This is a genomic window from Nocardia higoensis, from assembly GCF_015477835.1.
Classification (GTDB): domain Bacteria; phylum Actinomycetota; class Actinomycetes; order Mycobacteriales; family Mycobacteriaceae; genus Nocardia; species Nocardia higoensis_A.
In genome coordinates, this window is the sequence record NZ_JADLQN010000003.1 from 108044 (window position 1) to 132633 (window position 24590).

General features: G+C 67.2%; 22 protein-coding genes, 1 pseudogene and 1 riboswitch. Of the genes and pseudogenes, 10 read left to right on the forward strand and 13 right to left on the reverse strand.

All coding sequences use genetic code 11. The features are described 5' to 3' along the window. Positions 1-12: 12 nt before the first annotated feature. The gene (locus tag IU449_RS18390; protein ID WP_195003356.1) at positions 13-447 is read right to left on the reverse strand and encodes a helix-turn-helix domain-containing protein; all 435 of its coding nucleotides are present in this window, start codon (positions 445-447) and stop codon (positions 13-15) included. 140 nt (positions 448-587) lie between these two features. Here IU449_RS18390 and IU449_RS18395 point away from each other — a divergent pair, with 140 nt between their 5' ends. Together IU449_RS18395 and IU449_RS18400 are read left to right on the forward strand one after the other, a co-directional pair. Continuing rightward, positions 588-890 (forward strand): DUF1905 domain-containing protein, encoded by a 303-nt coding sequence (locus IU449_RS18395; protein WP_195003357.1) that lies wholly within the window; start codon positions 588-590, stop codon positions 888-890. A 53-nt stretch (positions 891-943) separates the two neighbouring features. Continuing rightward, positions 944-1735: an alpha/beta fold hydrolase gene (locus IU449_RS18400; RefSeq protein WP_195003358.1), complete on the forward strand. Its 792-nt coding sequence runs from the start codon at positions 944-946 to the stop codon at positions 1733-1735. Positions 1736-1763: 28 nt separating this feature from the next. Here the strand turns inward: IU449_RS18400 and IU449_RS18405 are convergent, their stop codons facing one another. Genes IU449_RS18405 through IU449_RS18415 form a run of 3 tightly spaced genes read right to left on the reverse strand, consistent with a single transcriptional unit; the run spans position 1764 to position 4752 of the window. Next, positions 1764-2441, reverse strand: a complete 678-nt coding sequence (locus tag IU449_RS18405) for a TetR/AcrR family transcriptional regulator (protein ID WP_195003359.1) — start codon at positions 2439-2441, stop codon at positions 1764-1766. A gap of 20 nt (positions 2442-2461) precedes the next feature. Further along, entirely contained in the window at positions 2462-3226 is a 765-nt protein-coding gene (locus IU449_RS18410) for a crotonase/enoyl-CoA hydratase family protein (RefSeq protein WP_195003360.1), read from the reverse strand. Then, complete coding sequence (locus IU449_RS18415) at positions 3223-4752, reverse strand: thiolase C-terminal domain-containing protein (protein WP_195003361.1); 1530 nt, start codon at positions 4750-4752, stop codon at positions 3223-3225. Before IU449_RS18415 ends, IU449_RS18410 begins: the two co-directional genes overlap by 4 nt. Before the next feature lie 326 nt (positions 4753-5078). On the opposite strand from IU449_RS18415, the gene IU449_RS18420 reads away from it, so the two are divergent. Together IU449_RS18420 and IU449_RS18425 are read left to right on the forward strand one after the other, a co-directional pair. Beyond that, positions 5079-6185 (forward strand): DUF4185 domain-containing protein, encoded by a 1107-nt coding sequence (locus IU449_RS18420; protein ID WP_195003362.1) that lies wholly within the window; start codon positions 5079-5081, stop codon positions 6183-6185. An 83-nt stretch (positions 6186-6268) separates the two neighbouring features. Further along, entirely contained in the window at positions 6269-6919 is a 651-nt protein-coding gene (locus IU449_RS18425) for a class I SAM-dependent methyltransferase (protein ID WP_195003363.1), read from the forward strand. Positions 6920-6922: 3 nt separating this feature from the next. Here IU449_RS18425 and IU449_RS18430 read toward each other — a convergent pair whose 3' ends face one another. Then, positions 6923-7522: an alpha/beta family hydrolase gene (locus IU449_RS18430; RefSeq protein ID WP_195003364.1), complete on the reverse strand. Its 600-nt coding sequence runs from the start codon at positions 7520-7522 to the stop codon at positions 6923-6925. 241 nt (positions 7523-7763) lie between these two features. Here IU449_RS18430 and IU449_RS18435 point away from each other — a divergent pair, with 241 nt between their 5' ends. After that, positions 7764-9587: an acyl-CoA dehydrogenase gene (locus IU449_RS18435; protein ID WP_195003365.1), complete on the forward strand. Its 1824-nt coding sequence runs from the start codon at positions 7764-7766 to the stop codon at positions 9585-9587. Positions 9588-9666: 79 nt separating this feature from the next. After that, positions 9667-10098 (forward strand): Rpn family recombination-promoting nuclease/putative transposase, encoded by a 432-nt coding sequence (locus IU449_RS18440; protein ID WP_195003366.1) that lies wholly within the window; start codon positions 9667-9669, stop codon positions 10096-10098. Here the strand turns inward: IU449_RS18440 and IU449_RS18445 are convergent. The 5 genes and pseudogenes from IU449_RS18445 to IU449_RS18465 all read right to left on the reverse strand — a co-directional run bounded on the left by IU449_RS18445 (position 10072) and on the right by IU449_RS18465 (position 15415). Then, entirely contained in the window at positions 10072-10692 is a 621-nt protein-coding gene (locus tag IU449_RS18445; RefSeq protein WP_195003367.1) for a hypothetical protein, read from the reverse strand. The genes IU449_RS18440 and IU449_RS18445 overlap by 27 nt on opposite strands. A gap of 439 nt (positions 10693-11131) precedes the next feature. Further along, positions 11132-12472 carry a bifunctional adenosylcobinamide kinase/adenosylcobinamide-phosphate guanylyltransferase gene (locus IU449_RS18450; protein WP_195003368.1) on the reverse strand — a complete coding sequence of 447 codons (1341 nt, stop codon included), beginning with the start codon at positions 12470-12472 and terminating at the stop codon, positions 11132-11134. Positions 12473-12693: 221 nt separating this feature from the next. After that, positions 12694-13485: pseudogene (locus tag IU449_RS18455) on the reverse strand (ABC transporter ATP-binding protein); the annotation flags it as partial. Next, positions 13482-14507, reverse strand: a complete 1026-nt coding sequence (locus IU449_RS18460; protein WP_228805171.1) for a FecCD family ABC transporter permease — start codon at positions 14505-14507, stop codon at positions 13482-13484. The pseudogene IU449_RS18455 and the gene IU449_RS18460, both read right to left, overlap by 4 nt. Continuing rightward, on the reverse strand, positions 14504-15415 hold the full coding sequence (locus IU449_RS18465) for an ABC transporter substrate-binding protein (RefSeq protein ID WP_195003369.1): 912 nt from the start codon (positions 15413-15415) through the stop codon (positions 14504-14506). Before IU449_RS18465 ends, IU449_RS18460 begins: the two co-directional genes overlap by 4 nt. 135 nt (positions 15416-15550) lie before the next feature. Further along, a riboswitch (cobalamin riboswitch) is annotated at positions 15551-15684 on the reverse strand. A 132-nt stretch (positions 15685-15816) separates the two neighbouring features. On the opposite strand from IU449_RS18465, the gene IU449_RS18470 reads away from it, so the two are divergent. The 4 genes from IU449_RS18470 to IU449_RS18485 all read left to right on the forward strand — a co-directional run bounded on the left by IU449_RS18470 (position 15817) and on the right by IU449_RS18485 (position 19306). Further along, the gene (locus tag IU449_RS18470; RefSeq protein WP_195003370.1) at positions 15817-16449 is read left to right on the forward strand and encodes a hypothetical protein; all 633 of its coding nucleotides are present in this window, start codon (positions 15817-15819) and stop codon (positions 16447-16449) included. 219 nt (positions 16450-16668) lie between these two features. Continuing rightward, on the forward strand, positions 16669-17754 hold the full coding sequence (locus IU449_RS18475) for a DUF4185 domain-containing protein (RefSeq protein ID WP_195003371.1): 1086 nt from the start codon (positions 16669-16671) through the stop codon (positions 17752-17754). Between the two features lie 43 nt (positions 17755-17797). Beyond that, positions 17798-17971, forward strand: a complete 174-nt coding sequence (locus IU449_RS18480) for a hypothetical protein (protein WP_195003372.1) — start codon at positions 17798-17800, stop codon at positions 17969-17971. Between the two features lie 93 nt (positions 17972-18064). Then, positions 18065-19306 (forward strand): IS256 family transposase, encoded by a 1242-nt coding sequence (locus IU449_RS18485; RefSeq protein ID WP_195003373.1) that lies wholly within the window; start codon positions 18065-18067, stop codon positions 19304-19306. A 441-nt stretch (positions 19307-19747) separates the two neighbouring features. Here IU449_RS18485 and IU449_RS18490 read toward each other — a convergent pair whose 3' ends face one another. The 3 genes from IU449_RS18490 to IU449_RS18500 all read right to left on the reverse strand — a co-directional run bounded on the left by IU449_RS18490 (position 19748) and on the right by IU449_RS18500 (position 24412). Beyond that, complete coding sequence (locus tag IU449_RS18490) at positions 19748-20503, reverse strand: hypothetical protein (protein ID WP_195003374.1); 756 nt, start codon at positions 20501-20503, stop codon at positions 19748-19750. A 151-nt stretch (positions 20504-20654) separates the two neighbouring features. Beyond that, positions 20655-21395 (reverse strand): hypothetical protein, encoded by a 741-nt coding sequence (locus IU449_RS18495; RefSeq protein ID WP_195003375.1) that lies wholly within the window; start codon positions 21393-21395, stop codon positions 20655-20657. 65 nt (positions 21396-21460) lie between these two features. Further along, positions 21461-24412, reverse strand: coding sequence for a hypothetical protein (locus IU449_RS18500; protein WP_195003376.1), 2952 nt, complete (start codon positions 24410-24412; stop codon positions 21461-21463). Between the last annotated feature and the right edge of the window lie 178 nt (positions 24413-24590).

Sequence of the window (24590 nt, forward strand, 5' to 3'; positions counted from 1 at the left end):
AGCTGCGACACGTCAGGACAGGAAGATCCCTTCGGACAGTGCAGCGGAATCTTCGTCCGCCTGCCCGCGATCTCCGTGCTGACCGCGCCGGTACTCGAGAAGAGAAGAGGCTAGAACACGGCGGTGCCTGCCCACCAAGCGGTATCGGATACGTCCCTCGTGCAGGAGTCTGATGAGGTGCAGACGGGAGACGCCGAGGATTTCCGCGGCCTTCTGAGTGGTGAGTTCGGCATTCGCGGGGACCACTGTGACATCGCGGCCCGCGGCCAGGTTCGCCAGTATCTCGCGCAGCGGCTCCAGGGCCGCGCGAGGGAGGTCGACGGGTTCAGCGGTGCCGGCGACGGTGATCTCGACAGCGTCGGCATCCGGGGATATGCCTCGCAGCGCCTCGATCGCCTGCCTGGCTCGGCCCAGTTCCGCTGCACTCCGATGATCATGGGCGGACATGGCAACCACCTCCGAATGCAACATATGAAGCCAGCGCAATAGACGCAATCGCGGGCGGCTAACGATTCGGCGCCGATACCCGCGAAAGAAGCGGAGCCTGTCCGTCCGGAGTTGTCGGCGCCGGCGGCTAGTGTCGCGGCGTGGCTGAGTCGCGTTATTCGTTCACGGCGTCGGTGTGGGAGCACGACGGGGAGGGGTCCTGGCACTTTCTCGGCGTGCCGGAGGAGGTGGCCGACGAGATCGAGGAACGCTACGGTCACCGCAGCGCCGGGTTCGGCGCGGTGAAGGTGCGGGTGCGGATCGGTGCCACCCGCTGGTCCACCTCGCTGTTCCCCAGCAAGCATCTCGGCACCTACATCCTGCCCGTGAAGAAGGCGGTGCGGGTCGCCGAGCAGCTGGTCGACGGCTCGCGGACGGAAGTGGAGATCGAGATCGCGATCTGACCTCGGGCTGCTAGCGTTTGGCGCAGCGCCAACAACGGAGTACGGGGACAGACATGACCAGGTTGAACCATCATCGCGTCGGGTCGGGGGAACCTCTGGTCCTGGTCCACGGCATCGGCAGCCGCTGGCAGGTCTGGGAGCCGGTCATTCCCGCGCTCGCCGAGCGGTTCGACGTGATCGCGGTCGACCTGCCCGGCTTCGGCGGATCGGCTCCCCTGCCGCACACCACGGTCGCCACCCTCACCGACGCGCTCGCGGGCTTCCTCGCCGAGGAGGGCATCGACAAGCCGCATCTGGCGGGCAATTCCATGGGCGGCTACATCACGCTGCAACTGGGTGCGCGCGGCCTGGCCCGATCGGTGACGGCCTACTCCCCGATCGGCTTCTGGGACACGCCCGGCCGGATCTGGTGCCAGCAGACGCTGGGCAAGTCGCTGGTGCTGATGTCGGTGCTGCGGCCGGTGATCCCGCGCCTGCTCGACACCGCGGCGGGCCGCACCGCCTTCCTCTACCTGGTCTTCGGCAGGCCGTGGGCGCTCGACGGGCAGACCGCGCTGGAGACCGCGCAGGGCGCCGCGGGAGCTCCGGGATTCCGGGAGGCGCTGGCCTCGTTCGCCGACGTGCGGTTCGACGCCATCGGCGCGCTGGCCGACATCCCGGTCACCGTCGCCTGGGGCAATCGCGACATCCTGCTCACCTACGCCACGCAGAGCAAGCGCGCCCGGCTGGCACTGCCGACCGCACGGCATCGCACCCTGTTCGGCAGCGGGCACACCCCGTTCTACGACGATCCGGAGGCGTGCGTGCGGGTCCTGCTCGAGCAGTTCGACGCGGTGACCGACTAGCCGAGTAAGTCCGACGCACGGTCGGTCATCAATCGCCTACGACCACCGATCGGGCGTCGGACTTACCCACCTGGCGCGAATTGAGCAAGGTGTTCGCGGGCGCCCCGCCGAGCAACACGCGCACCGCGTTCACCCATCGCTCTCGCGACAGGCGGTTGGCCTCGGCGTAACCGGTGAGCAAGGCCCGCATCGCCAGTCCGGTGACGATCTCGATGGTGAACTCGGTGATCGTCGGAACCCGGGGATCGTCGGGGAATTCGGCGCGGAACAGATCGCGCACGGCGATGTGCATCTGCTCCAGCAGCCGGTGCTCGTAGGGCAGGAAGGCCGCGCGCAGTTCGGGATCGGTGCGCGCGCCCACCCAGATCTCCAGCGCCGCGAGGAACGACGGCCCGGAGAACATGTCCATGGTCAGCTCGACCGCCGCCGACAGCCGGTCGGCGCCGGGCGGAATGGCGGCGAATTCCGTTGCCAGTTGGTCGAATCGACGCTGAGCGAGATGCTCGACCGCACCGGCCAACAGGTCCGGCTTGGTCGGGAAATAGTGCTGCAGAGTGCCGCGCGGCACGCCCGCGCGGTTCTGCACCTCCAGAGTGGTGGTGCCGGCGTAGCCGACCTCCACCAGGCTCTCGACGGCCGCGTCAAGGAGCCGCGTGCGAGTGCGCGCGCGGCGCTGCGCCTGCGTCTCCCGGACGCGTTCGGTCATCGGATCAGTGTGCCGATCACTCAGCGACCCTGCCACTTCGGCTCGCGCTTCTCGGCGAACGCGAGCGCGCCCTCGGCGGCGTCCTTGGAGAACAGCGCGGGCAGCGCGATCTCGCCCTGCTTGGCGAAGCCCTCGGCCTGCGTCCAGTCCGGCGACTCGTCGATGATGCGCTTGCTCGCCGCGACCGACAGCGGTGCGGCCGCGACGATCTCGGCGGCCAGCTCCAGTGCCACGTCCAGCGCGCCACCGGGCTCGGTGACCCGGTTGATCAAACCGAGCTGGTACAGCCGCTCGGCGGAGATCCGGCCACCCGTCAGCGCCAGTTCGGCGGCGATCGGGCGCGGCAGCCGCTGGGTCAGTCGCAGCACGCCGCCGCCCGCGGCCACCAGACCGCGCTTGACCTCGGGAATGCCGAACTGCGCGTCGTTCGCGGCGACGATGAGATCACCGGCGAGCGCGAGTTCGAAACCACCGGCCAGCGCGAAACCCTCGACGGCCGAGATCATGGGCTTGACCGGCGGCTTGGCTGTGATGCCCAGGGGGCCGCGCTTCTGCGTCATCGGCATCTCGCCCTTGGACGCGGCGACCAGGTCCATGCCCGCGCAGAAGCTCTTGCCCGCGCCGGTCAGCACCAGTACGCGCGCGTCGGCGTCCTCCTCGAAGGCGTCGACGGCGGCTTCGATCGCCTGCGCTGTCGCCAGGTCGACGGCATTGCGGGCTTCGGGGCGGTCGATGGTGAGAACGGTGATCGCGTCACGACATTCGACCAGCACGCTCTGGCTCATTCGGCAGTCCTCTCGGTGTTCAGGGTGATCCGGCCGTCGGCGATATCGACGGCGGCGCCGATCGGGTCCGATTCGATGAAGGCCGCCACGGTTTCGGAATCGGCGACGCGCACCAGGGTACGGGCGCCCTCGGGGGTCAGGGCGCTGACGATGACCGCGTCCGGCTCGTCGACCGGATCGGGGCCGTGTCCCTTGTTGTAAGGGATGGTGAAGGATTCGATCCGCGCGGGCCCGGTGTAGCCGGGGGCGGTGGCGCGGGTGGCGGCCGGGGTGGGCACCTCGACGGCGCGGAACAGCTGGGCGGGCGGGCGCGTGGAGTACACGCCGACGCCGTGCTTGGTGATGTACCAGCCCAGCGAGGTGGACAGGCCGTAGGAGCCCGGATCGGAGCGCAACTTCTCGGCGACGGCGGCGATGCCGTGCGTGCCGTAGTTGTTGCCGGGGCCGCCGCCGAAGGTCAGGCCGCCGGTCAGCGACAGCGGGCGGCTCGGGTCGTCGATCGGCAGGCCGAGGGCCTCCGCGCCCACCTCGACGGCGATCGGGAAGCACGAGTACAGGTCGATGTGCGCGACGTCGTCGATGCCGACGCCCGCACCCGCCAGCGCTTCCCGGCCCGCCGCGGCGATGGCGGGTGAGGCCGCCATGTCGGCGCGCTCGGTGACGTACCAGACCTCGTTGGCGGTCGCGCCGCCGTGCGGGAAGACCCACTTGTCGCGCGGGACGCCCGCGGCGTCGGCGGCCGCGGCGCTGCACAGGATCAGGCCCGCGCCCTGGTCGACGGAGAGATTGGCGACCATCAGCTTGCGGTAGGGGCTGGTGACCATGCGGTTGTCGCGGGTGGCCGTGATGATCTGCTCGACCGTGTGGGCCTGCGGCTGCCAGGCGTAGGGGTTGGCGGCGGCGATCTCGGAGAACCGCGACCACAGCCCGCCGATGCGCTGGAGGTGTTCGGCCTCGCTCAGGCCGAGTCGACCGCGCAGGGCGTTCTCCATCAGCGCGTAGAAGTGGATCGGGCCCCACAGCCCGGCGGCGGTCTCCATATCGGAGTTCGGGCCCTTGTCGGAGCCGAGCAGTTCGTTCGGCGCGGCGTCGGCGGCCTCCTCGGCCCAGTCCGGCGTGCGGCCCGCGCGCTTGGCGGCATTGCCCGAGGCGACCGCCTCCGCGCCGGTGACGAGAACGACCTCGGCGCGACCGTCGGCGATGGCCTGCGCGGCCCAGTTGACCAGGCGCTGAGGGCCGTCGCCGCCGAAGCGGGCGGACTGCACGGTGTGTTTGGGCGAGGCGCCGAGCGCGGTGGCGACCGCGGCGCCGAGATCGTTGTACGGCTTGCTGACGGGGGCGACCGCGGCGACCGCGTCCGCGGCGCGCAGCAGCTTGTCCCCGGTGCCGCTGTCGGCACCCGCGCGGCGCAGCGCTTCGGCGGCGAGTTCGACCGGTCCGGGCAGCCCCGGTTCACCACTACGGTGCACCGACTGACCGACGCCGACGAGCACGGGCGTGCGTGGGTCCATTCCGGCTGGCAGCATGCTTCCTCCGCTTTCCTAGTTACCGTCACTGTTGACGGTAACCGCGAACACGATTAGAGCAGAGGTAGGCGAACCGCACAATCGCGGAAGAGGGATTGTTGCCGACCGGATGCCGACCGGCCTCGAAACGCCAACGACGCCTGTTCGAACCGATGAATTCCGGCGCCAGCCTGGCATTTATCCAAAAAGTATTGCAGGTGCCCCATTTCGCGGAATTCGCTGCTACTATTCCGTCGATTTGCCAGCCAGTCGGAATGTGGTTCGGGACACAGAGAGGGGGCTGAGTGTCGTGCGCCATTCCGGCACGACCCGGAGGGCCCACAACCTTGAAGAAGACCGCCTCCATCCTGCTGTCCACCTTGGCGGGTACTACGGCCCTGCTTCTGACGGCGACCACGCCCGCCATGGCAAACCCGAACGCGATCAACCCGATTCCGGTGCTCAACGGCACCAACGGCCTGCCGAACCTGCCCGGCCGCACCAAGGCGGTGTTCCAGGTGACCGGCATGGCCAGTCCCAACAACACCCAGAATTACAACGTCTTCGGCACCGACCTGGGCATCATGTGGGACAACGGCCACGGCGAGATGCTCACCGCGTTCGGCGACACCGCGGGCATCGGTTTCCCCAACCTGCTGGCCGGCAGCACCTGGGCGTGGCGCTCCAACATCCTGGTGCGCAGCCACACCAAGGACCCCGCGCAGGGCATCTACTTCGACAGCGTCGTACGCGACGTGTTCGGCCAAGCCAGGGACCTCGTGCCCAGCCCGAAGATCCCGTTCGTGGAGATCAGCCGCATTCCCACCGCGGGTATCTCGGTCAACGGCGTGCAGTACCTGTCGATGATGTCGGTCAAGAGCTGGGACAACGTCGGCGAGTGGACCACCAGCTTCTCCGGCCTGGCCGCGTCCGCCGACAACGGCGAGACCTGGGCCGACCTCGGTCACACCCGCAGGCCCAACGAAGGCGGCAACGCCAATTTCCAGATGAACGCTTTCGTGAAGAGCGGCGGCTTCGTCTACGAGTACGGCACCCCGGCCGGGCGCGACAACGCCGCCTTCGTGGCGCGCGTCCCCGAGCAGCACATCGAGAATCTCGCCGAATACGAGTACTGGGACGGCAACGGCTGGCGCAAGAACGATGTGAACGCGGCTGCCCCGATCATGCACGGCGTCGGCGAATTGTCGGTCATGTACAACGACTATCTCGGTCAGTTCATCTCGCTGACCACCGACCCGTTCAACTCGGTCGTCATGCGGCGCGCCTCCTCGCCGGAAGGCCCGTGGAGCCCGCCGGAAACTCTGATCGACACCCGCGAACTGCCCACCGCGTACGCGCCGTCGATCTTCCCGTACCAGACGGGTCGGGACCTGTACTTCCTCACCACGGTGCACAGCCAGTACAACGTGGTCCTCATGCACACGACGCTCTAGCCCGTTCCGAAGTTCCGGCAGCGTCCGCTGCGATACGTCGGCGAACGTCGAGCCGCACGCGGCGAGTCAATAGACTCGCGCACATGGATGCCGCCGACTGGGACGAGCGCTACGCGCAGAGCGAGTTGGTCTGGGGCGCGCCGCCCAACAACACGGTGGTCGAGTTCGTCTACAGCCTGCAGCGGCACGCGGCCGCCCAGGACGAGAGCGGCCTGCCGCGAGTGCTCGACCTGGCCTGCGGGGAGGGGCGCAACGCGCTGTGGCTGGCCACCCACGGGTGGAAGGTGCACGCCATCGACTTCTCCCAGGTCGCCGTGGACAAGGGCAAGACCGTGGCGACCCGGCTGTCCCGGTCGGTGCGCAGCCGGATCACCTGGCAATGCGGCGATGTCACCGATCTGGACGCGGCCGGGGTGCGGGGACCGTTCGAGCTGGTGCTGATGGTTTTCCTGCACCTGCCCGCCGACCAGCGCCGCGCGGTGCTGGCCGCGGCCGCGAACCGCCTGGCTCCCGAGGGCACCTTGCTGGTTCTCGGGCACGACCGCACCAATATCGAGGAGGGTCACGGCGGGCCCCAGGACCCCTCGATCCTGTTCACGCCGGAGGACGTCGTGGCCGATCTGGCCGCCACCAACCCGGACATGCACATCAGGATCGCCGACCGCGTGCTGCGGCCCACCGAGCACAACGACGCGATCGACGCCCTGATCGTGGCCAACCGCGCATCCGCGTAGGAGTCAGCCCGCCGACCAACGCCGCAACCAGGGCTCCACGATCTCGACGATCAGGTCGAAGCCGGTCCGGAACGAGTGCGGCTGCCCCGGGATCACCCCCACCTGCGCGGCGTCGCCGGGCTCGGGGATCCCGAACGGGTCCTTCTCCCCGTTCACCACGACGACCTCGATATCGCCGGCCGCCAGCAGTTCCTCCCGTCGGGTCTTCTCCGGCTTCCCGGGCGGATGCAGCGGGAACGACAGCGCGAGCACCCCGCGCGCCCCGGCCGCCACCGCCGTGCGGCAGGCCACGCGCGCGCCGTTGCTGCGACCGCCCTGCACCAGCGGCCCGACCGGATAGCGGTCCCGCAACTCGGCGACGATCTCCAGCCAGGCCGCGTCCTGCTTGTCCGCCGAGCCGGGCGCGCGTCGTCCGGCGACCCGATAGGGCTGCACCACCCTGGCCACCACCGCCCCCAGACCGAGGGCCGAATCACGCACGGCCAGCAGATCTTTCGCATCGACCCCGCCGCCGGAGCCGTGGGTGAGCAGCAGCAGGAATCGCGGTTCGCCGGGCAGATCCACCTCGACATCGGCGGGACCGGCGCTGGTCTCGATGCGCACATCTCACCTTAACGGCGCGACCGAAGTGATCTTGCACCGCGCCGACCTGCGGGTTCGCTGCCGTGTTCTTCAGATCACATTGGTTGCGGAGACTTTTGCTGAGGCATTACCCGGCGGTAATATAGGGTGAAGTTACCCGCGAGTAGCATGCGGCTGCCCGGCAACGGGTCCGGTGACGACAACGGGCGGGAACGGCAAACACACCGACCGCACCAACTCAACGGAGAGTGAGTAGACAGACATGGGTCACTACAAGAGCAACGTTCGCGACCTGGAGTTCAACCTCTTCGAGGTCCTCGGACTGGGCAACCTCCTCGATGCGGGCGCCTACGGCGACCTGGACACCGACACCATCAAGGAGATGCTCAACGAGGTGCGTCGCCTGGCCGAGGGCCCGCTGGGCGAGTCCTTCGCCGACGCCGACCGCAACCCGCCGGTCTTCGACCCCGAGACCCACACCGTCTCGCTGCCCGAGTCGTTCAAGAAGAGCTACAAGACCCTCGAAGAGGGCGGCTGGGACAAGTTCTCCGTAGCCGAGGAGCTCGGCGGCATCCAGTTCCCGCGCGCCGCCTACTGGGCCATCGCCGAGCTGATCCTGGGCGCGCAGCCCGCCGCCTTCATGTACGCCGCGGGCCCCGGCTTCGCCAATATCTTCTACAACAACGCCACCGAAGAGCAGAAGAAGTGGGCCGAGATCGCCGTCGAGCAGGGCTGGGGCGCCACCATGGTGCTGACCGAGCCCGACGCCGGCTCCGACGTGGGCGCCGGCCGCACCAAGGCCGTCAAGCAGGAGGACGGCTCCTGGCACATCGAGGGCGTCAAGCGGTTCATCACCTCCGCCGACTCCGACGACCTGTTCCCGAACATCATGCACCTGGTGCTGGCGCGTCCCGAGGGCGCGGGCCCGGGCACCAAGGGCCTGTCGCTGTTCTTCGTCCCGAAGTTCCACTTCGATCCGGAGACCGGCGCGCTGGGCGAGCGCAACGGCGTGTTCGTCACCAACGTCGAGCACAAGATGGGCCTGAAGGTCTCGGCCACCTGTGAGCTGACCTTCGGCGGCCACGGCGTTCCCGCCAAGGGCTGGCTGGTCGGCGAGGTGCACAACGGCATCGCGCAGATGTTCGAGGTCATCGAGCACGCCCGCATGATGGTCGGCACCAAGGCCATCGCCACCCTGTCCACCGGCTACCTGAACGCGCTGGACTACGCCAAGAACCGCGTGCAGGGCGCCGACCTCACCGCCAACGCCAAGGACGCCCCGCGCGTCACCATCACCCACCACCCGGACGTGCGCCGCAGCCTGGCCATGCAGAAGGCCTACGCCGAGGGCCTGCGCGCGGTGTACCTCTACACCGCCGCCCACCAGGACGCCGACGTGGCCGCCCAGGTCTCCGGCGCGGACGCCGACATGGCCGCCCGCGTCAACGACCTGCTGCTGCCCATCGTCAAGGGTGTCGGCTCCGAGCGCGCCTACCAGTACCTGACCGAGTCGCTGCAGACCTTCGGTGGTTCCGGCTTCCTGCAGGACTACCCGATCGAGCAGTACATCCGCGACGCGAAGATCGACTCCCTCTACGAGGGCACCACCGCGATCCAGGCGCAGGACTTCTTCTTCCGCAAGATCGCCCGCGACCGCGGCGTGGCCCTGGGTCACGTGGCGGGCCAGGTGCAGAAGTTCATCGACTCCGAAGCGGGCAACGGCCGCCTGAAGGCCGAGCGCAAGCTGCTGGCCACCGCCCTCGAGGACGTGCAGGCCATGGCCGCCACCCTCACCGGCCACCTGATGGGTGCCCAGGAGAACCCGCAGGAGCTCTACAAGGTCGGCCTGGGCTCGGTCCGCTTCCTGCTCTCGGTCGGCGACCTGCTGATCGGCTGGCAGCTGCTGCGCCATGCCGAGGTCGCCATCGCCGCCCAGGACAACGGCTCCGACGAGGCGTTCTACCGGGGCAAGGTCGCCACCGCGCAGTTCTTCGCCCGCAATGTGCTGCCGGAGCTGACCGCGACCCGCGCCATCCTGGCCAACCTGGACAACGACATCATGGAGCTGGACGAAGCCGCTTTCTGATGAGCGTTGCCCGCTGAGGCACAGCTGAACGAGCACGGACCGGTCCCGGAGGAGCAATCCTCCGGGACCGGTTCTTTTTGTGCTCCACGTCGATGCCGCTCGTGCCCGACACCGCGAGCACTCCGACCCGCCCCTCCGGATACCTTGCCGACTCGCCGAATACCTGGTCTCCATCTGGAACCGCTACCTCGAAGAAAACCCGCACACCCGCACACTGCCCGCCATCGTCCCGCTCGTCGTACACAGCGCTGCCCACGGCCGTGGCTGGAACACACCCACCGAACTCTCCGAGTTGATCGACCTGGATCCCGGCACCCGCGCCACCCTGGGCGATCACGTCCCCCACCTGCGACTGTTCCTCGACGACCTGACTACCGTCGACCTGGAAACCCTGCGCGAGCGTCCCCTCACCCCCGCAGCACGGCTGGTCTTCGTATTCCACAAGATCGTCCCGGGCAACACCCACCTTGGGCAGCACGACGATTCACATCGATGGCGGAACTTGTTGTGACCTCCGGGAGTGGCCCGAAGCCTCGAGAGCGCGCACCCGATCGGCGAGAGCGCGTACCGCAGGCCGCTGCCGGTGTGGACTCAGGTCGGCGACCAGCGCACCGAGGTGTCCGGCGACCCGCGTCGAATCGATCTGGTTGTCGAGCAGATCCGCCGCGCGCTCCGCGAAGCCGATCGCGTGGTCGAGATCGGCGTCGGGTTCGCGAATGTAGCTGGTGGCGAGGAGCGTGTAGCGCAGGGCGACTTCACGAGATCCATTGCCACCGTTGTTGATTGCGGCATGCAGATGCCGACGGGCGAGCCGATGCGAGCCGAGGCGGAGATAGCTGTACCCGGCTTGACCGTGCGCGTGGGTTTCGTCGAGCCAGTAGGCCCAGTCCGGGGTTTCACCGGCGGAGTCGCCGAGATCGGCGAAGGCAGCGTCGAGTGCGCGCCGAGCGGCCGAGGCAGAGCCTTCGACAGCATAGGCTTCGGCGGTGCGCAGTGCGAGTATGGCCCGCACCCGAGGGCTGCTGCCCGGATAGCCGGCCAGCGCCGTCTCCGCCAGCAGAACCGCTTCCCTGGGTCGGCCGATGTCTTTGGCCCGGCAGGACATGAACCCGAGGATATTGGCGGCCAAAGCCCTGTCTCCGGCGCTATCAGCGATTCGCAACGCGGCGCACCAGTACCGTCATCCGGTCGATTTCCTCGACCGTTACCATGTCGACGCGAGTGCCCGTTGCTCGCGCAACATCCGACTCCGAAGCAGCCGACCAGTGGTGGGCAGGCGTAATCATCGCCGCGCCGGTGAGGCTCAGGAAGACCCGCCGCTACATACCCTGAGGATCCACGAGGGCAGCTGGTGCGCGCAAGGGTTCCCTACATGTCCAGGGACCGGTCAGGCCCTGGTCCGCTGACTCGACCGGCGCGACTGCGACGGTTCCCGGATTCGATTCCCGCTCGGCGCCGACAACATTGCGCGCCGCTGCGACACACGGATCCGAACACCGAAGGCACCGCGTACACCGCGGCGACCCGGTGATTGCCGGAAACTGTCAGCGCAACGGAACGGGGATTCCCGCGACGACGAGGACCACCGACTCCGACGCGGCGGCTACCCGGCTGTTCAACGTTCCCAACAGGTCTCGGAACAACCGTCCCGAGGCGGAGGCGGGCACCACCCCGCTGCCGACTTCGTTGCTCACCGCGATCACCGGAACGTCGCAGGCGCGCCAGGCGACGACGAGGTCGTCGATGTCGGCGTGGACGGGCGCGAGATCGGCGCCCTCCCAGACCTTGTGGGCGTCGAGACGTGCGGTGAGCCAGGTGCCGAGGCAGTCGATGAGCAAGGGTTGCGTGGCCGTGGCGAGTACCGTTGTGACGTTGCCTGTTTCGAGGGTGGTCCAGGAGGCGGGGCGGCGTTCGCGGTGCACCGCGACCCGCTGGGCCCATTCGGCATCGCCGTCGCGGGTGCCGCCGGTGGCGACGTAGGTGACGGCCGCGTGCGAGCCGAGCAGGTCTTCGGCGTGCCGGGACTTGCCGGAGCGGACGCCGCCGAGGACGAGGGTGCGGTGGGCGGCCGGGCGCGGGGGCAAGCCGGCACGCACCACTTCGCCGTCGTAGCCCGGTCGGGCACCGTGCGTACGCAATCGACGCTCCAGTTCTTCTATCGGTGGATTGTGGTGGCCCAGGTGCACCGCGAGCACGTCGGTCTTCTCGGTGACCGCGGCGGCGTCACGTAGTCCGGTGAGCATGTCGCCGAATTCGGGGAGGCCGAGATGCTGATCGGACAGTTCGGATCGGTCGCCGAAGGTTTCCTCCAGGAACACCGCGTCGTAGGCCGCGTCTCGGACCGCCTCGAACCAGGAGTCGGGCCACGGGCCTGTGTCGCATGCCCACAGCACGCGCGCGCCGTCCGGGGCGGTGATGTCGTAGAGGACGCTGTCGCCGTCGTGGAACACCCGGTGCCGGGCGGGCAGGACGGTGACCTCGTAGGACCCGGCGGATATTCGGTCGCCCACGCGGACGGGGGTGAAGCGGACCTGGTCTTGCGGCCCCACCCACCGACGGCAGGCGTCGATCGCGTCGGCGGGGCCGATCACCTCCAGGTCGTGACCGGTGTCTATCCAGGATCGGAACAACAGAACCTGCGGGTCGAGATGGTCGGGGTGGGCGTGAGTGAGCAGGATGTGGCGGACATCGGCGAGGGTGCGGCCGAGGCGGACAGCGGCGCGCGGGGCTTCGGGGCCGCAGTCGAGCAGGAGGACGTCGTCGACCAGGGCGGCGGTCTGGCCGCGAATCTGGTTGCGGGCGGCGGCGTCTCGGCAGGACTCGCAGCGACAGAACGGGGACGGCCACCCGTCGGCGGCGCCCGTGCCCAGCAGGACGATTTCCATCAGGGTGACTCCGTTTCATCAGGCCGTGATCCGTCCGGCGGGATTTCGGCGGGCCGGGACTCGGTCGGCCGGAATTCGCCGGACAGGGATCCACTCGCCCGCGATTCACCGGACAGAGTTTCACCCGCCCCCGATTCACCGGATGGAGCCCTGCCCGCATGCGATTCTCGGGTGTCTCCCTGCGAGAGCTTGCCGAACAGTGTTCCAGCGGAGAAGTCAGGTGAAGGTCCGCTGCGCAGAGGCAGCACGGCCCGACCGTCGCGACGGTCGAGCACTTCGACGTGCGCTCCGTATACCTCCGCGATGCGGGCCACGGTCAGTACCTCTGGGGGCGGCCCGTCTGCGACGATGCGGCCGCGATCCAGCAGGATCAGCCGTTCGCCGTACTGCGCGGCGGAGGTGAGGTCGTGCATAGCGGCGAGGACGGTCAGCCCTTCTTCCCTGCGCAGGGCGTCGACGAGGTCGAGCACCTGCTGCTGGTGGCCGATGTCGAGGGCGCTGGTGGGTTCGTCGAGCAGCAGGACCCGCGGCTGCTGGGCGAGCGCGCGGGCCAGCACGACGCGCTGCAGTTCGCCGCCGGACAGTGCAGTGGCTGTGCGCGCGGTGAATTCCTGGAGGTCGAGGCGCGCGATCACCCGGTCCACGATCTCGCGGTCACGCAGGGTCTCGCTGCCGAATCGGGGGATGTGCGGGGTGCGGCCGAGGTGGACGAGCTCACGCACGGTGACACCCTCGGGCACCACCGGACGCTGCGGCATCAACGCGACCGCGCGGGCCGTGGCGCGGCGCGACGATCGACCGGGTCGCACCCCCGCCACCTGGATCTCGCCGGTGGCGGGCACGAGTCCGGCGAGTGCGTGCAGCAGTGTGGTCTTGCCGGAACCGTTGGGACCGACCAGTGAAACCCACGTGCCCGCGGCGACCACCAGATCCACCTCGTGCAGCACCTCGACGCCGCCGCGTTCGGCGCCGACCCGGACACAGGTCACCGCCTCGGCGCGCGCGCCGGTCATGACACCCCTCGGCTGCGTCGCAGCACGAACAGGAAGAACGGCGCGCCGACCGCCGCCGTCACGACGCCGATCGGCAGTTCGGCCGGAGCCGTGACGGTCCGGGCGAGCACATCCGCGAACACCAGGAACGCCGCGCCCGTGACCAGCGACAGCGGCAACAGCAGCCGGTGGCCAGGACCGGCGAGCAGCCGCACGGCATGCGGAACCACGATGCCGACGAACCCGATCAGACCGCCCGCCGAGACCACGGCGGCGGTGCCGAGCGTGGCGACGCCGACCAGCATCAGGCGCACTCGCGCCGGATCGATGCCGAGGCTCGCGGCTTCCACATCGCCGACCGCCATCACGTCGAGTGTGCGCCGGTGGAGTGCGATGACCACGACACTCACCACGACATAGGGCAGCACGACGAGCACTTCGGACCAGCCGTCGGTGGTCAGCCGGCCGAGCATCCAGGAGTAGACCTGGCGCAGGGTGTCGTCGTGCAGCTGCATGAAGAAGGTCTGGACGGCGTTGGCGAAGGCGGCCACCGCGACCCCGGCCAGGATCACCACCACTTCCGACCGGAGCCCGCCGACCGTGCGGCCCAGGGTGTAGGTCGCCGCGACCGCGAGCAGGCCGCCCGCGAAGGCCGCGACGGGGACACCGGCGAATCCGGCCGCGCCACCGGCGACGATCGCGAGCGTCGCCCCGAGCCCCGCGCCGCTGGAGACGCCCAGCAGGTACGGGTCGGCGAGCGGATTCCGGAAGACGCCCTGGTAGGCGGCCCCGGCCACGGCGAGCATCGCGCCGACGAGCACGCCGAGGACGGTGCGCGGCATCCGGATGTCCCAGAGGATGGCCCGCTGTCGCGTCGACAGGCCCGACTCGACATCCACGAACGGCAGTCGATCGGCCATGTCCAGCAGGACGCCGCGCGGGGTGAGCCCGGCCGGTCCCACGAGGATGCTCACGAACACGGCGACCAGCAGCGCGAGAACCGCGCCGGTCACCACCAGCGCGCGACGCCGGGTCCCGGTCAAGAGGTGGGGCGGACGGCCGGGGCGCCCGCGACTACGGCGGCGATCTCACGCACCAGATCAACGACGCGCGGTCCCCAGCGACTCGCGATGTCCTCGTCGAGGACGTGCACCCGGCCGTCGCGGACCGCGGTGAGCTCACCCCAGCCCGCGCGCTGCGCGACGACCTCCGGGGTGACTCCGCAGCACTGTCCATCGGCCAGGAAGATCACATCGGGATTCTGCTCGAGCACGTACTCCGCCGACAGCTGCGGGTAGCCGTTGCCGCCGGTGGCGATGGATCGCAGGCCGAGCATCGAGTAGATCGCGCCGAGATAGGTGTCGTCGGTGACGGTGTAGTAGGTGTTGTCGAGCTCATGGTAGTAGCGCAGCGGGGCGTCGCGGTCGGGGAGTCCGGCGACGATGCGGTCGATATCGGTGCGCATTCCGGCGACGAGTTCGGCCGCGTCGCCGACATGCCCTGTGGCAGCGCCGAGCTGTTCGATCTGGGCGTAGGTGTCGTCGAGGGTGCGCGCGGCGGGCAGGATCAGCGTCTCGACGCCGGCCCGCTCGAGCCCGGCGACCAGGTCGCCGGTGTCGGCGTTGGCCACGACGAGGTCGGGGTCGTAGCCGAGGACGGCCTCGACGTTCGGGGTGTAGCCGGACAGGTCGGTGACGGGAGCGTCGGCCGGGTGATCGGAGCGGTCGTCGACCGCGACCACCTGCTCCCCCGCACCGATCGCGTAGAGCATCTCGGTGGCGGTGGGGCTGAGCGAGACGATGGCTCGGGGGGACCCGTCCACGCTGTTCCCGCCGGTCGACGGGGCAGGCTCGGAGGCGCTGCACGCCGCGCTCAGCAGAATCAACGCGCCTGCGGCGACGAGCCGCCAGACCGTGCCCCACCGTCGTGCGCCACCGGACCGCCCAGCCATGCCGAGTAGCCGGTCCGTCTCGAATCGTCCTGCACCCGCCCGGCGGGCAGCGTGCGGCCGTCGGGAAGCAATAAGCCGCCGGTGGGAAGCGAGTGGCACGACATCCTCCGTCCATACCGTCCTTCATCCGAGGACAAGTACGCCTCCCGCGACGGCGGCCGACCTGACTCACCCGGCGAAACGCCGAGCTCACAGTTGCGGGACAGTGCCGGATTCCCACCGGCTTCACCGTGACGCCGCGGTACCCGGCCGGGTTCGGCAGGGCATTTCGCAGCGTAGTTCACCCCGGAAACCGACCGGCCTCGCCGTGCCCCGACACGTCCGAACCGGCGGACCTCAGACCGACAGACCGTCCTCGAGGCTGCACCAGAGTACTTCGGTTTCGAACATATGATCGACTGATGTACCTGGCGCACCTGCACTCGAAATACCTGCTTCCCCCGGTTCTGCTCGTCGTGTGCCAGGACGAGACCACCGAACGATGGGCAGGCGGACCCTTCGTCATCGGTCCCCGGCAATGGCCGAGCCTCGTCGCACGGCCGCTGCTGCTCGGCCCCGACAATGTCCCCGTCATCACCGACACCGCCGAAGCGATCACCGATGTCCCGCTCGCCGCCCTGTCGGCAATCACCCACGCCCACCACCCCAGCATCGGTGCGATACTGAAATCGCTGGCCGCCGCCCTGCGGGGCATCGACGACGAAGACGCCGCCATCGTCGCCGAACTCACCGAACTCGGCCTCGGCACCAGCCCGGCCGCCGACACCTGGAGGCAGATGATGTCCGTGGATCTCTCCTTCTTCCGCTCGCAGACCTCGCAGCGCATCCGCGACGAAGGGCGCGAACAGGGACGTCAAGAGGGACGTCAAGAAGGACGCGCAGAAGACATCCTGCGCATCCTCCAACACCGCCGCGTCCCCCTCACCGACAGCGACCGCCACCGCATCCGTGACTGCGCCGACGCCGACACCCTCACCCGCTGGTTCGACCGCGCACTGTCCGCCGAAACCGCCGCGGAGCTCTTCACCGACTGACCGCAAGCTGTCGGCCCCGCCGTAGTGGCGGGGCCGACAGTTCGAGCCGCGGTCGGTACCGGTTGCACATGGGGGCCAAGCGAAGCAGCGCGGTCCCTGCCGGACCGCTCGGTCTCAAGACAGACTGCGGACAACCGCCCGGCGGTTACCCCCTATCCGGTCCCGATGCGGGCACAATGACACCCGCAGACCGCGCGCTACCAGAAGGGACTCCGCCGGATGAAACGATCGCTGTCCGCACTCGCCAGGATCGGCGTGCTCACCGCCGCCTGCTGTGTCGCGCTGGGTGCGCCCGCGACAGCCGACCCCAACAACATCAACCCGATCCCGGTACTCAACGGATGGCAGGGCCTGCCGAAACTCCCCGGCCCCACCGAGGCCGTGTTCCAGATGACCGGAATGGACAGCCCCAACAAAACCCACACCGTCAACGTCCTCGGCACCGACCTCGGCATCATGTGGGACGACGGCCGCGGCGGAATGATCACCGCGTTCGGCGACACCGCCGGACTGGGCTTCCCGAACCTGCTCGCGGGCAGCATGTGGGCGTGGACATCCAACATGTTGTTCCACAGCACCACCACCGACCCGTCGGAAGGCATCTACTTCGACAGCATCACCCCCAACCCGCTGCCGAGCCCGAAGATCCCCGGCATCGAAATCAGCTTCATCCCCACCGCCGGAATCTCGGTCGGTGGCGTGCAGTACATGAGCATGATGTCGGTGCGCCACTGGGGCGATCACGGCAAGTGGGAGACCAATTTCTCCACCCTGGCCTCCTCCGGTGACGGCGGCCGGACCTGGGTGCAACTGCCCACCACCCGCCGCGCCAATGTCGACGGGCACGAGCGCTTCCAGCAGAACGCGTTTTTGAAGAACGACGGGTTCGTCTACCGCTACGGCACCCCCGCCGGCCGCGACAACCCCGGCTTCCTCTCCCGCGTCCGCGAAGCCGACATCGCCAACATCGATGCCTACGAATACTGGGACGGCGGCGCGTGGAAACCCAACGACCCCAAAGCGTCCGCGCCGATCGTCGGCAATGTCGGTGAGCTGTCGGTGCAGTGGAACGACCACCTCGGCCAATACGTCATGCTGACCACCGACCCAGCGAATTCGGTTGTGCTGCGGACAGCTCCGGCCCCTGAGGGGCCGTGGAGCGCGCCTCGCGTGCTGGTGGATGCCCGTGACCTGCCCACCGCGTACGCGCCGATGATCTTCCCGTATCAGACCGGAGACGACCTGTACTTCCTGCTCACCGTGCACAGCCAGTACAACGTGGTACTCATGCGAACACCGTTGTGACTGAACCCTTGAATCGATCATCGGCCTGTTCAAGACCGAGGTCGTGCGCCGCCATGGCCCGTTCAAGACCATCACCGATGTCGAGTACGCACTGATGGAATGGTGGCGACTGGTACAACAACGCGCGACTGCATTCCGGCTCGGCTACCTCACCCCGGCCGAGTACGAGGCCGACTACTACGCTCAACTATCGCCAGGCCGACCGGCGCTGGCCTGAAACCTGAAGCCGGTCCCTTACCCGTGACGGTTCAGTCATCGCGTGATCCTTCAAGAGACCGACCAAAGTCACGAGAAGGAAGAAGACCACGCGATGACCGATCTCCAGCCTATCGACCCGAGCGCGTTGTTGACCGAGCAATTGGCCACTGCCAGCCCTGACCTGTTGCGTGAGCTGCTCTCGACGTTCATCCACACCTTGATGAATGCCGAGGCCGACACGATCTGCGGTGCCGGCTACGGCCAACGATCCGAACAGCGGGTCAATTCCCGCAACGGCTACCGCCACCGCGACTTCGATACCCGCGTCGGCACCATCGACGTCGCGGTCCCGAAGCTCCGCACGGGCAGCTACTTTCCCGACTGGCTGCTCGAACGGCGTAAACGCGCCGAACGAGCCCTCACCAGTGTGGTGGCGACCTGCTACCTGCTCGGTGTCTCCACGCGTCGGATGGAGAAACTCGTCGAGTCCCTCGGGGTGACAAGGCTGTCGAAGTCGCAGGTATCGATCATGGCCGCCGATCTCGACGCCCAGGTCGAGGCGTTCCGCACCCGACCGCTCGATCAAGGGCCTTACACGTTCGTCGCTGCGGACGCCCTGGTGCTGAAGGTGCGGGAGAACGGGCGCGTGGTCAATGTCCACGCCTTGATCGCGACCGGCGTCAATGCCGAGGGCTACCGAGAGATCCTGGGCCTGCAGGTCACCTCCGGTGAGGACGGCGCCGGCTGGCTGGCGTTCTTCCGTGATCTGGTCGCCCGCGGTTCGAGTGGAGTCGAGCTGGTCACCTCCGATGCTCATGCCGGGCTGGTCGCCGCGATCGGCGCCACCCTGCCCGGCGCGTCCTGGCAGCGCTGTCGAACGCATTACACCGTCAACTTGATGTCAGCGTGTCCGAAGTCTTCGTGGCCTTGGGTTCGCACTCTTCTGCATTCGGTGTTCGATCAAGCCGACGCTGAATCTGTTGAAGCACAATATGATCGGATGCTTGACGCACTGACCGAGAAGCTGCCGAAAGTCGCTGCCCACCTCGACACCGCACGGGCGGACCTGCTGGCGTTCACCGCGTTCCCCAAGCAGATCTGGCGTCAGATCTGGTCGAACAACCCGCAGGAACGGTTGAACAAAGAGATCCGCCGCCGCACCGACGTCGTCGGCATCTTCCCGGACCGGACCGCGATCATCCGCCTCGTCGGCGCGGTCCTGGCCGAACAGCATGACGAGTGGATCGAGGGCCGCCGTTACCTCGGCCTGGATGTCCTGGCCCGCTCCCGCGCCCGCCTGACCAGCCCCAACAGCGAACAGGAGGACACCGACCCCGCAGCCCTGACCGCCTGACCACACAGGGTCACGCGGCGATCACCCTGTTACACCATCCAATTGGACTTGACCACCACGCCCGCCGGGCCCACCTCCGGATATCCCGGCATCACCGCAGCACCAGCCTGCTACTGACCGCCCTGGACGCCTGTAACCAGGATGACCAGCGCAAACCATCCCTACAAGCATCGAAAGGACTTTCGTCCGGGCCCGTGGAACCCGGCAGAAACCCGCTGACCGGGCTACCCTGTGCTGCCCACCAGCCGCTGTTCAGCCACCAGAAACCAATCCGAAACCGATCACGCCGGACCGAAGGCCCGGCGAAAGATTGAGGTTAGACAACCACGATCATCACTTGCCAAAGCTGTGCCCGCCCCTGCGACACGCTGAAAACCCAAGGTCACACCGTCGCTTCGCGAGTTTAGCCCGGACCTACAGGCTCGCGATTTTTCCGGCTGATCACTCATGGCTTCGAACGTTTCGCCGTACAAAATCCGGAATCTCATTTGCCGGCCGGGCGTAGACTGCGAACTCCGCGTGCAGATCTTCCTCGGTCGGCGCGGGCTGCCAGTCGGGAATCTCCGTCTTCGAGAACTCCGAGCGATACCGGTCCGGGTCGGCGATCGAGATCTGCCCACTCAGCCAAGTTCCGGAAGCCGCGTCGTACGACGCGCGCTTGTGCTCGGACAGCAATTCCAGCAGACCCGCGGAGGGCCGCAGGTTGTCCACCGTCCCGTCGAGACGACGCACCTGCACCCCCGCCGCACCGGCGCCACCGACCAGTGTCACCCACAACAGCGCGAAATTCCACGCACCATCGATACTTTCTACCACTTCGGTGACCAGAGCACACTCGATGACATCCACCCCGACCGCATCGCCCGCCCAGGACTCCCACCGCGCTGTGACCCCCTCGTCGGCCAGCTCCCGGTTCACCATGCCGATCATCTGCTCGACGACCTCCGGCGGCCGTGACTCGCAGAACAAGACGATATCCACCCCGACCGGGTCCGTCAGCCTGTGCTCCTGACCCAGCTGCGCCACGTTCCCCGACCGCACCGCATGAACGTAACTGTTCATCTTCCGCCGGAAGTCCTCGGCCAACGCCGCGACATCACCATCGCGATACGGCCGCTCCTCCACCATCACCAACACCAGCCGACCATCTGGCCCAACAGCGACCTGGTCGATGCGATCGTGCTCGTTCACCGTCATCGGTTCACCTCCACATCCTGCCTATCCGAGCAGGACGTCTTACTTCCATCCGCGCGATCACGACCACGCAGAAGCTGGTTGGGTCGGGGCCAGTCGGCTCTCACCCGCAATTCGCTCGATAAACCCCGCGAACCGGCGCAGTCTCGGTCCGTCAGCGTTCCCGCGCGTCAGCGTATACGGGAAAGCGTTCGATCATCGCTGCGTCGAATGCCTGCGCACGGTCGGCGGAATCCCATTTATGGAACGCATTTCGGCGCAGGTACCAATCCATCAGCGCCGCCGCGTCCTCGACCTGATCGTTGACCACGGACAATGCGACGGTGGCCCGCAGGAGCACCGGGTCCGGATTCTCCCTATCCAAGCGAGCCTGCGTGGACGATGTCCGCGCAGCCGCCAAAAGATTTCCAGGACTGTTGAATTGCGAGAACCATTCAGCCACCGGACCTCGCAGAAGCCGTATGAACTCGCGCACGGCACCCTCGATGCCGACTTCACCTCCCACGTCGATCACGCCGGGATCGAGAGGATTCTCGAAGTACCCGAAATCCACTGACTCCAAGTAGTTCCGCCCCCAGCCACCCTTGGCCAAAGCTTCCGCAGGCATATCTCGCAGTACGTCTTCGACAGCAGCCGACACGAGCCATGCGCTCGCCGCGATGCCAACACCCCCATGGCCGTTGCCCTGGACGGTGGCTTTGACCGCCGACGTCATCCGAGGCACCCCACTATCGGGTCCGACGAACCACGCTCTGATCCATGATGGCTTCTTATCGTCGGGCCCGGCGGTACCCAGGTCGTCCAGCGGTTCGGAGGGAGTGAAGCCCTCCGCCGCCAACGCCTCGGTCAGTTGATCGACGACCTTCCCCATCAGTCGGGCTTTCCTGGTGACCACGACTGTCTCCTCTCGAAGTAAGCCCACCACACTAAACTAACCCCGCCATCACGGCCCGATGAGCCTCATAGATGGGCCGCGTGAGTCATGGACTGCAATTCCTCAGCTCGTGTGATCTGCCGGATCCCACCGGCTGGAGTCACGATATTCATTGTCATCGACTGATCCGCCGGCCGCTTTGATCGAGCGGAGACAGGACGTAGGGCGGCGATGGGAAGCGCAGGCGGCGCGCCCGCGCCCATAAGGCTCTCGTTCAGCGCTTGCAGACTCGGCTCGATGTGGCGAAGCAGCTCCAACGCCTGATGGCGAGACTGATAGTGAACCGCAGCCAGATAGTCACGTGAATTGAAGGACCGTCTCGCCGCCTCGGCATTCAGCTCGGAAAGCGCGGTGAGAGCCGAATCCCGCCACTCCGGATTCTTGGTCGTCCCATCGACCAGGCTGCCTAAGATCTTGGGGTCGTCGGCCGCTCGTCTGAGCACCTCATCTGTCGGCGCCCACTCGTTGTCCCAACGGACGGTCTCCACGCGATCGATGACCATATCGCTGGTATCGACCTGGTTGCGCCGCAGAGCGTCCAGCAGATCCGGATTCGCGGCGAGATCAATCTCGAGTTGTTTACCGTTCTCCGCATAGTAGCTGTATCCGTTGAACTGGTCAGGCTGATACTTCGACTTATTGAATTTGGATTCAACGAGTACAAGGTTGCCGTTCCGATCCACAGCGATGAAATCCGGCTTGAAGAATTCACCCGGCTTACCCGGAACAGGAATTTTGGCATTTTCCCCAGCAGCGATGATCTGGTAACCCAGCAACCGTAGTTTGGCACGGGTGAGTGCGTCACCCACAAATCCGCGAACATTGGAATCCGTGTCGATGTTCTCAATGTTCCAGTCCGGATGATTCTGATACATGCCGTCTCGGGTAGGAGGCGTAGCACTTTCCAGTATGCGCTGCTCGGAAAGCGGCGGACTCGGTTTACCACTGCCTCGACCACCATTGGTCGCCCACTCGGGCATCGGCACCTTTTCCGGAAGTCCGCCGCCCGGACGCGCGCGGTACCACTGGCTGTTGTTCTTTCCGGCGTAAACACCTACCGGCCAGTGGCCCGGAGGCGTCTCCTCCGGACGGCCGTACCAAGGAATGCCTGGGCCGACCGCGTCGGGATCGATGAAGGTGGGGGTGTCGAGCGCCCCACCCGACTCGGGTGTCGCGTTCCGTTCCGGATTCCGCGGGTCGCCGTGGGCGCCAGGTGCATCGCTACGTCGTGGGATCTGTTGTCCTGGGGGCGGCTTCGGGCCGAAAGGGTTCCACATCGGGTCGTGGTGAAAAGGGGCACCGGGATGATCCCAAGGATCGGAGTTGGGCCCCACGGGCGCCCGCTCCCCTTCCGGACTCCTCCTGCCAAGGGTACTGGGCTCAGTTCTGTCGCCGTGGGGACGCGGAGCGACTCCGAGATCCGGCAGGCTGCCGCCCTGGTGGGGGCCCGCGCCGACATCCGGCATATCCATCATGTGTGGAGCCAGCGAGGGGGCATCGAGATCGGGAAGCGGGGGACCGCCGACATTCGGCAGGTCGATGTCGGGATAGTGCGGGGTGACGCCGAAGCGCCCCAGGTCGTCCACTATTCCGCCGAAGCGGGCACCTTGCCCGAGAGCCGAAAGTCCCTTGGGGCCGGGGACGAAGAAGGTACCGATGCCGAAGAGAGCCGTGCCGATGGTTTCGCCCGGCTTCTCTTCGAATTCGCGCCAGTCCGCTCCGATAGTTAGAATCGAGAGGTTGTTGTAGGCGTTGAGCGCCGCGTGGGTCTGGTCTAGCTTCCCATCAGGGCTCCAGATCGTATTTCCCTGCGCATCTTTGAAAGTGCCACCGAGATAGAGAAACTCGGTGCCCATCTGCCGAGCCATATCGCCGTAGCCGCTCAAAGTTTCCTGCTGCGTCGGCAGGTTGAGGACGTGGCCGTAATCGTCGTACCAGCCGAGCAAGCCGCCGACGCCGATCAAAGCGTGTGCCCCGGCCTTGCTGGCGCCGCGCCCAATGGGATCCCAGAAGCCGACCGTGTCGATTGCCTTGTCGATGAAACCGGGTAGGTCGATGGTGCCCGGGGCCAGCTTGTGGTCCTTGACCTCGCCGTCGTCTCCGAAAACAGTGATCTCCCCGTTGTGTTCGACCACTGTTAGGGTCCGGTCGTGCGGGTTGAACGTCGTCTTCGTGTCCTTCTCGACATCGAAGTATGTGCGTGTGCCGTCGAGGTCGAAGAACTCGACCGCGCGCACCTCATTCGAGTCCTTGTCGCGAAGCTCGTGTTTCTCTACTCCGTGGCTGTCGACCGTGATCCCGAGAGTGTCGCCATCCTCGGTGGATTCAGTGCGCCAGCGCAGCAATGCACCCGGGTCCCCGCTCGGATCGGGCGCTACGTTCCAACGGGTTCCAGTCGTGTCGGTCGACCAGCCGTACCCTTCCGGGCTGATCTGACCGACCAGTGACCCAGGGATGAAACCACCCCGGCCGTCGGGTAGATCACCGAACAACGTTTTGTTGCCCTGGCTGTCGACCCCCATGCTGTCCCAATTGCCACGAGAGTTACGGCTGCTGTCGAGCAGTGCGACAGGGTTCCCGCTCTCGTCGTAGCGCACTGCCTCGACCTGGGTGAGATTCGGGTTGCCGCCGAAACCCACATCGGGGGCTCCGGAGGTCGAAGATCCGGGATCGTAGACATAACCGTAGATTCCGTCTGTCCCAGCCCCCTCCCCCTTATTCATGTAGGTGGAGGGGCCATTAGAACTGTCGGTCCACGACTGGAGCCCGCCCGCACCGTCGTCGACCATGCGGTTGGTGCTGGTGCCACCTTCACTGTTCGTCCAGGTACGGTCGACCGACTTGTTGCCGTTACCGACTGGAATGCTGTAGGTGACCTCGACGCCGTTCTCCAGCGCGGTCCAGGTGTCACCCTCTTTCTTGCCCGTCAGATCGGGCATTGCCAGGTCTGGGGTCTTGCTCGGATCGGTGGGAGCCATTTCCCATCACCTCGATATCGGGAGTGCAGAGGTCTGCGGTGGGTGGGAGCCCTTGTGGGCGAACCAGTGCTGTGGCCGTCCGCGACGAGTAGCGGTTCGGAGGAAGAACAGAAAATGCCGTGCTCGACCTTTGCGATCGAGCACGGCACCAAAATGCGGCCGGTTGCCGGCCTGGCAA

What these genes read in the sequence shown, in the direction of transcription:
- IU449_RS18490 (WP_195003374.1), bottom strand. Translation starts at nt 20,503, where the DNA reads ATGACGGTGAACGAGCACGATCGCATCGACCAGGTCGCTGTTGGGCCA.
- IU449_RS18400 (WP_195003358.1), top strand. Translation starts at nt 944, where the DNA reads ATGACCAGGTTGAACCATCATCGCGTCGGGTCGGGGGAACCTCTGGTC.
- IU449_RS18485 (WP_195003373.1), top strand. Translation starts at nt 18,065, where the DNA reads ATGACCGATCTCCAGCCTATCGACCCGAGCGCGTTGTTGACCGAGCAA.
- IU449_RS18435 (WP_195003365.1), top strand. Translation starts at nt 7,764, where the DNA reads ATGGGTCACTACAAGAGCAACGTTCGCGACCTGGAGTTCAACCTCTTC.
- IU449_RS18410 (WP_195003360.1), bottom strand. Translation starts at nt 3,226, where the DNA reads ATGAGCCAGAGCGTGCTGGTCGAATGTCGTGACGCGATCACCGTTCTC.
- IU449_RS18500 (WP_195003376.1), bottom strand. Translation starts at nt 24,412, where the DNA reads ATGGCTCCCACCGATCCGAGCAAGACCCCAGACCTGGCAATGCCCGAT.
- IU449_RS18475 (WP_195003371.1), top strand. Translation starts at nt 16,669, where the DNA reads ATGAAACGATCGCTGTCCGCACTCGCCAGGATCGGCGTGCTCACCGCC.
- IU449_RS18445 (WP_195003367.1), bottom strand. Translation starts at nt 10,692, where the DNA reads ATGTCCTGCCGGGCCAAAGACATCGGCCGACCCAGGGAAGCGGTTCTG.
- IU449_RS18470 (WP_195003370.1), top strand. Translation starts at nt 15,817, where the DNA reads ATGTACCTGGCGCACCTGCACTCGAAATACCTGCTTCCCCCGGTTCTG.
- IU449_RS18465 (WP_195003369.1), bottom strand. Translation starts at nt 15,415, where the DNA reads ATGGCTGGGCGGTCCGGTGGCGCACGACGGTGGGGCACGGTCTGGCGG.
- IU449_RS18425 (WP_195003363.1), top strand. Translation starts at nt 6,269, where the DNA reads ATGGATGCCGCCGACTGGGACGAGCGCTACGCGCAGAGCGAGTTGGTC.
- IU449_RS18405 (WP_195003359.1), bottom strand. Translation starts at nt 2,441, where the DNA reads ATGACCGAACGCGTCCGGGAGACGCAGGCGCAGCGCCGCGCGCGCACT.
- IU449_RS18415 (WP_195003361.1), bottom strand. Translation starts at nt 4,752, where the DNA reads ATGCTGCCAGCCGGAATGGACCCACGCACGCCCGTGCTCGTCGGCGTC.
- IU449_RS18450 (WP_195003368.1), bottom strand. Translation starts at nt 12,472, where the DNA reads ATGGAAATCGTCCTGCTGGGCACGGGCGCCGCCGACGGGTGGCCGTCC.
- IU449_RS18390 (WP_195003356.1), bottom strand. Translation starts at nt 447, where the DNA reads ATGTCCGCCCATGATCATCGGAGTGCAGCGGAACTGGGCCGAGCCAGG.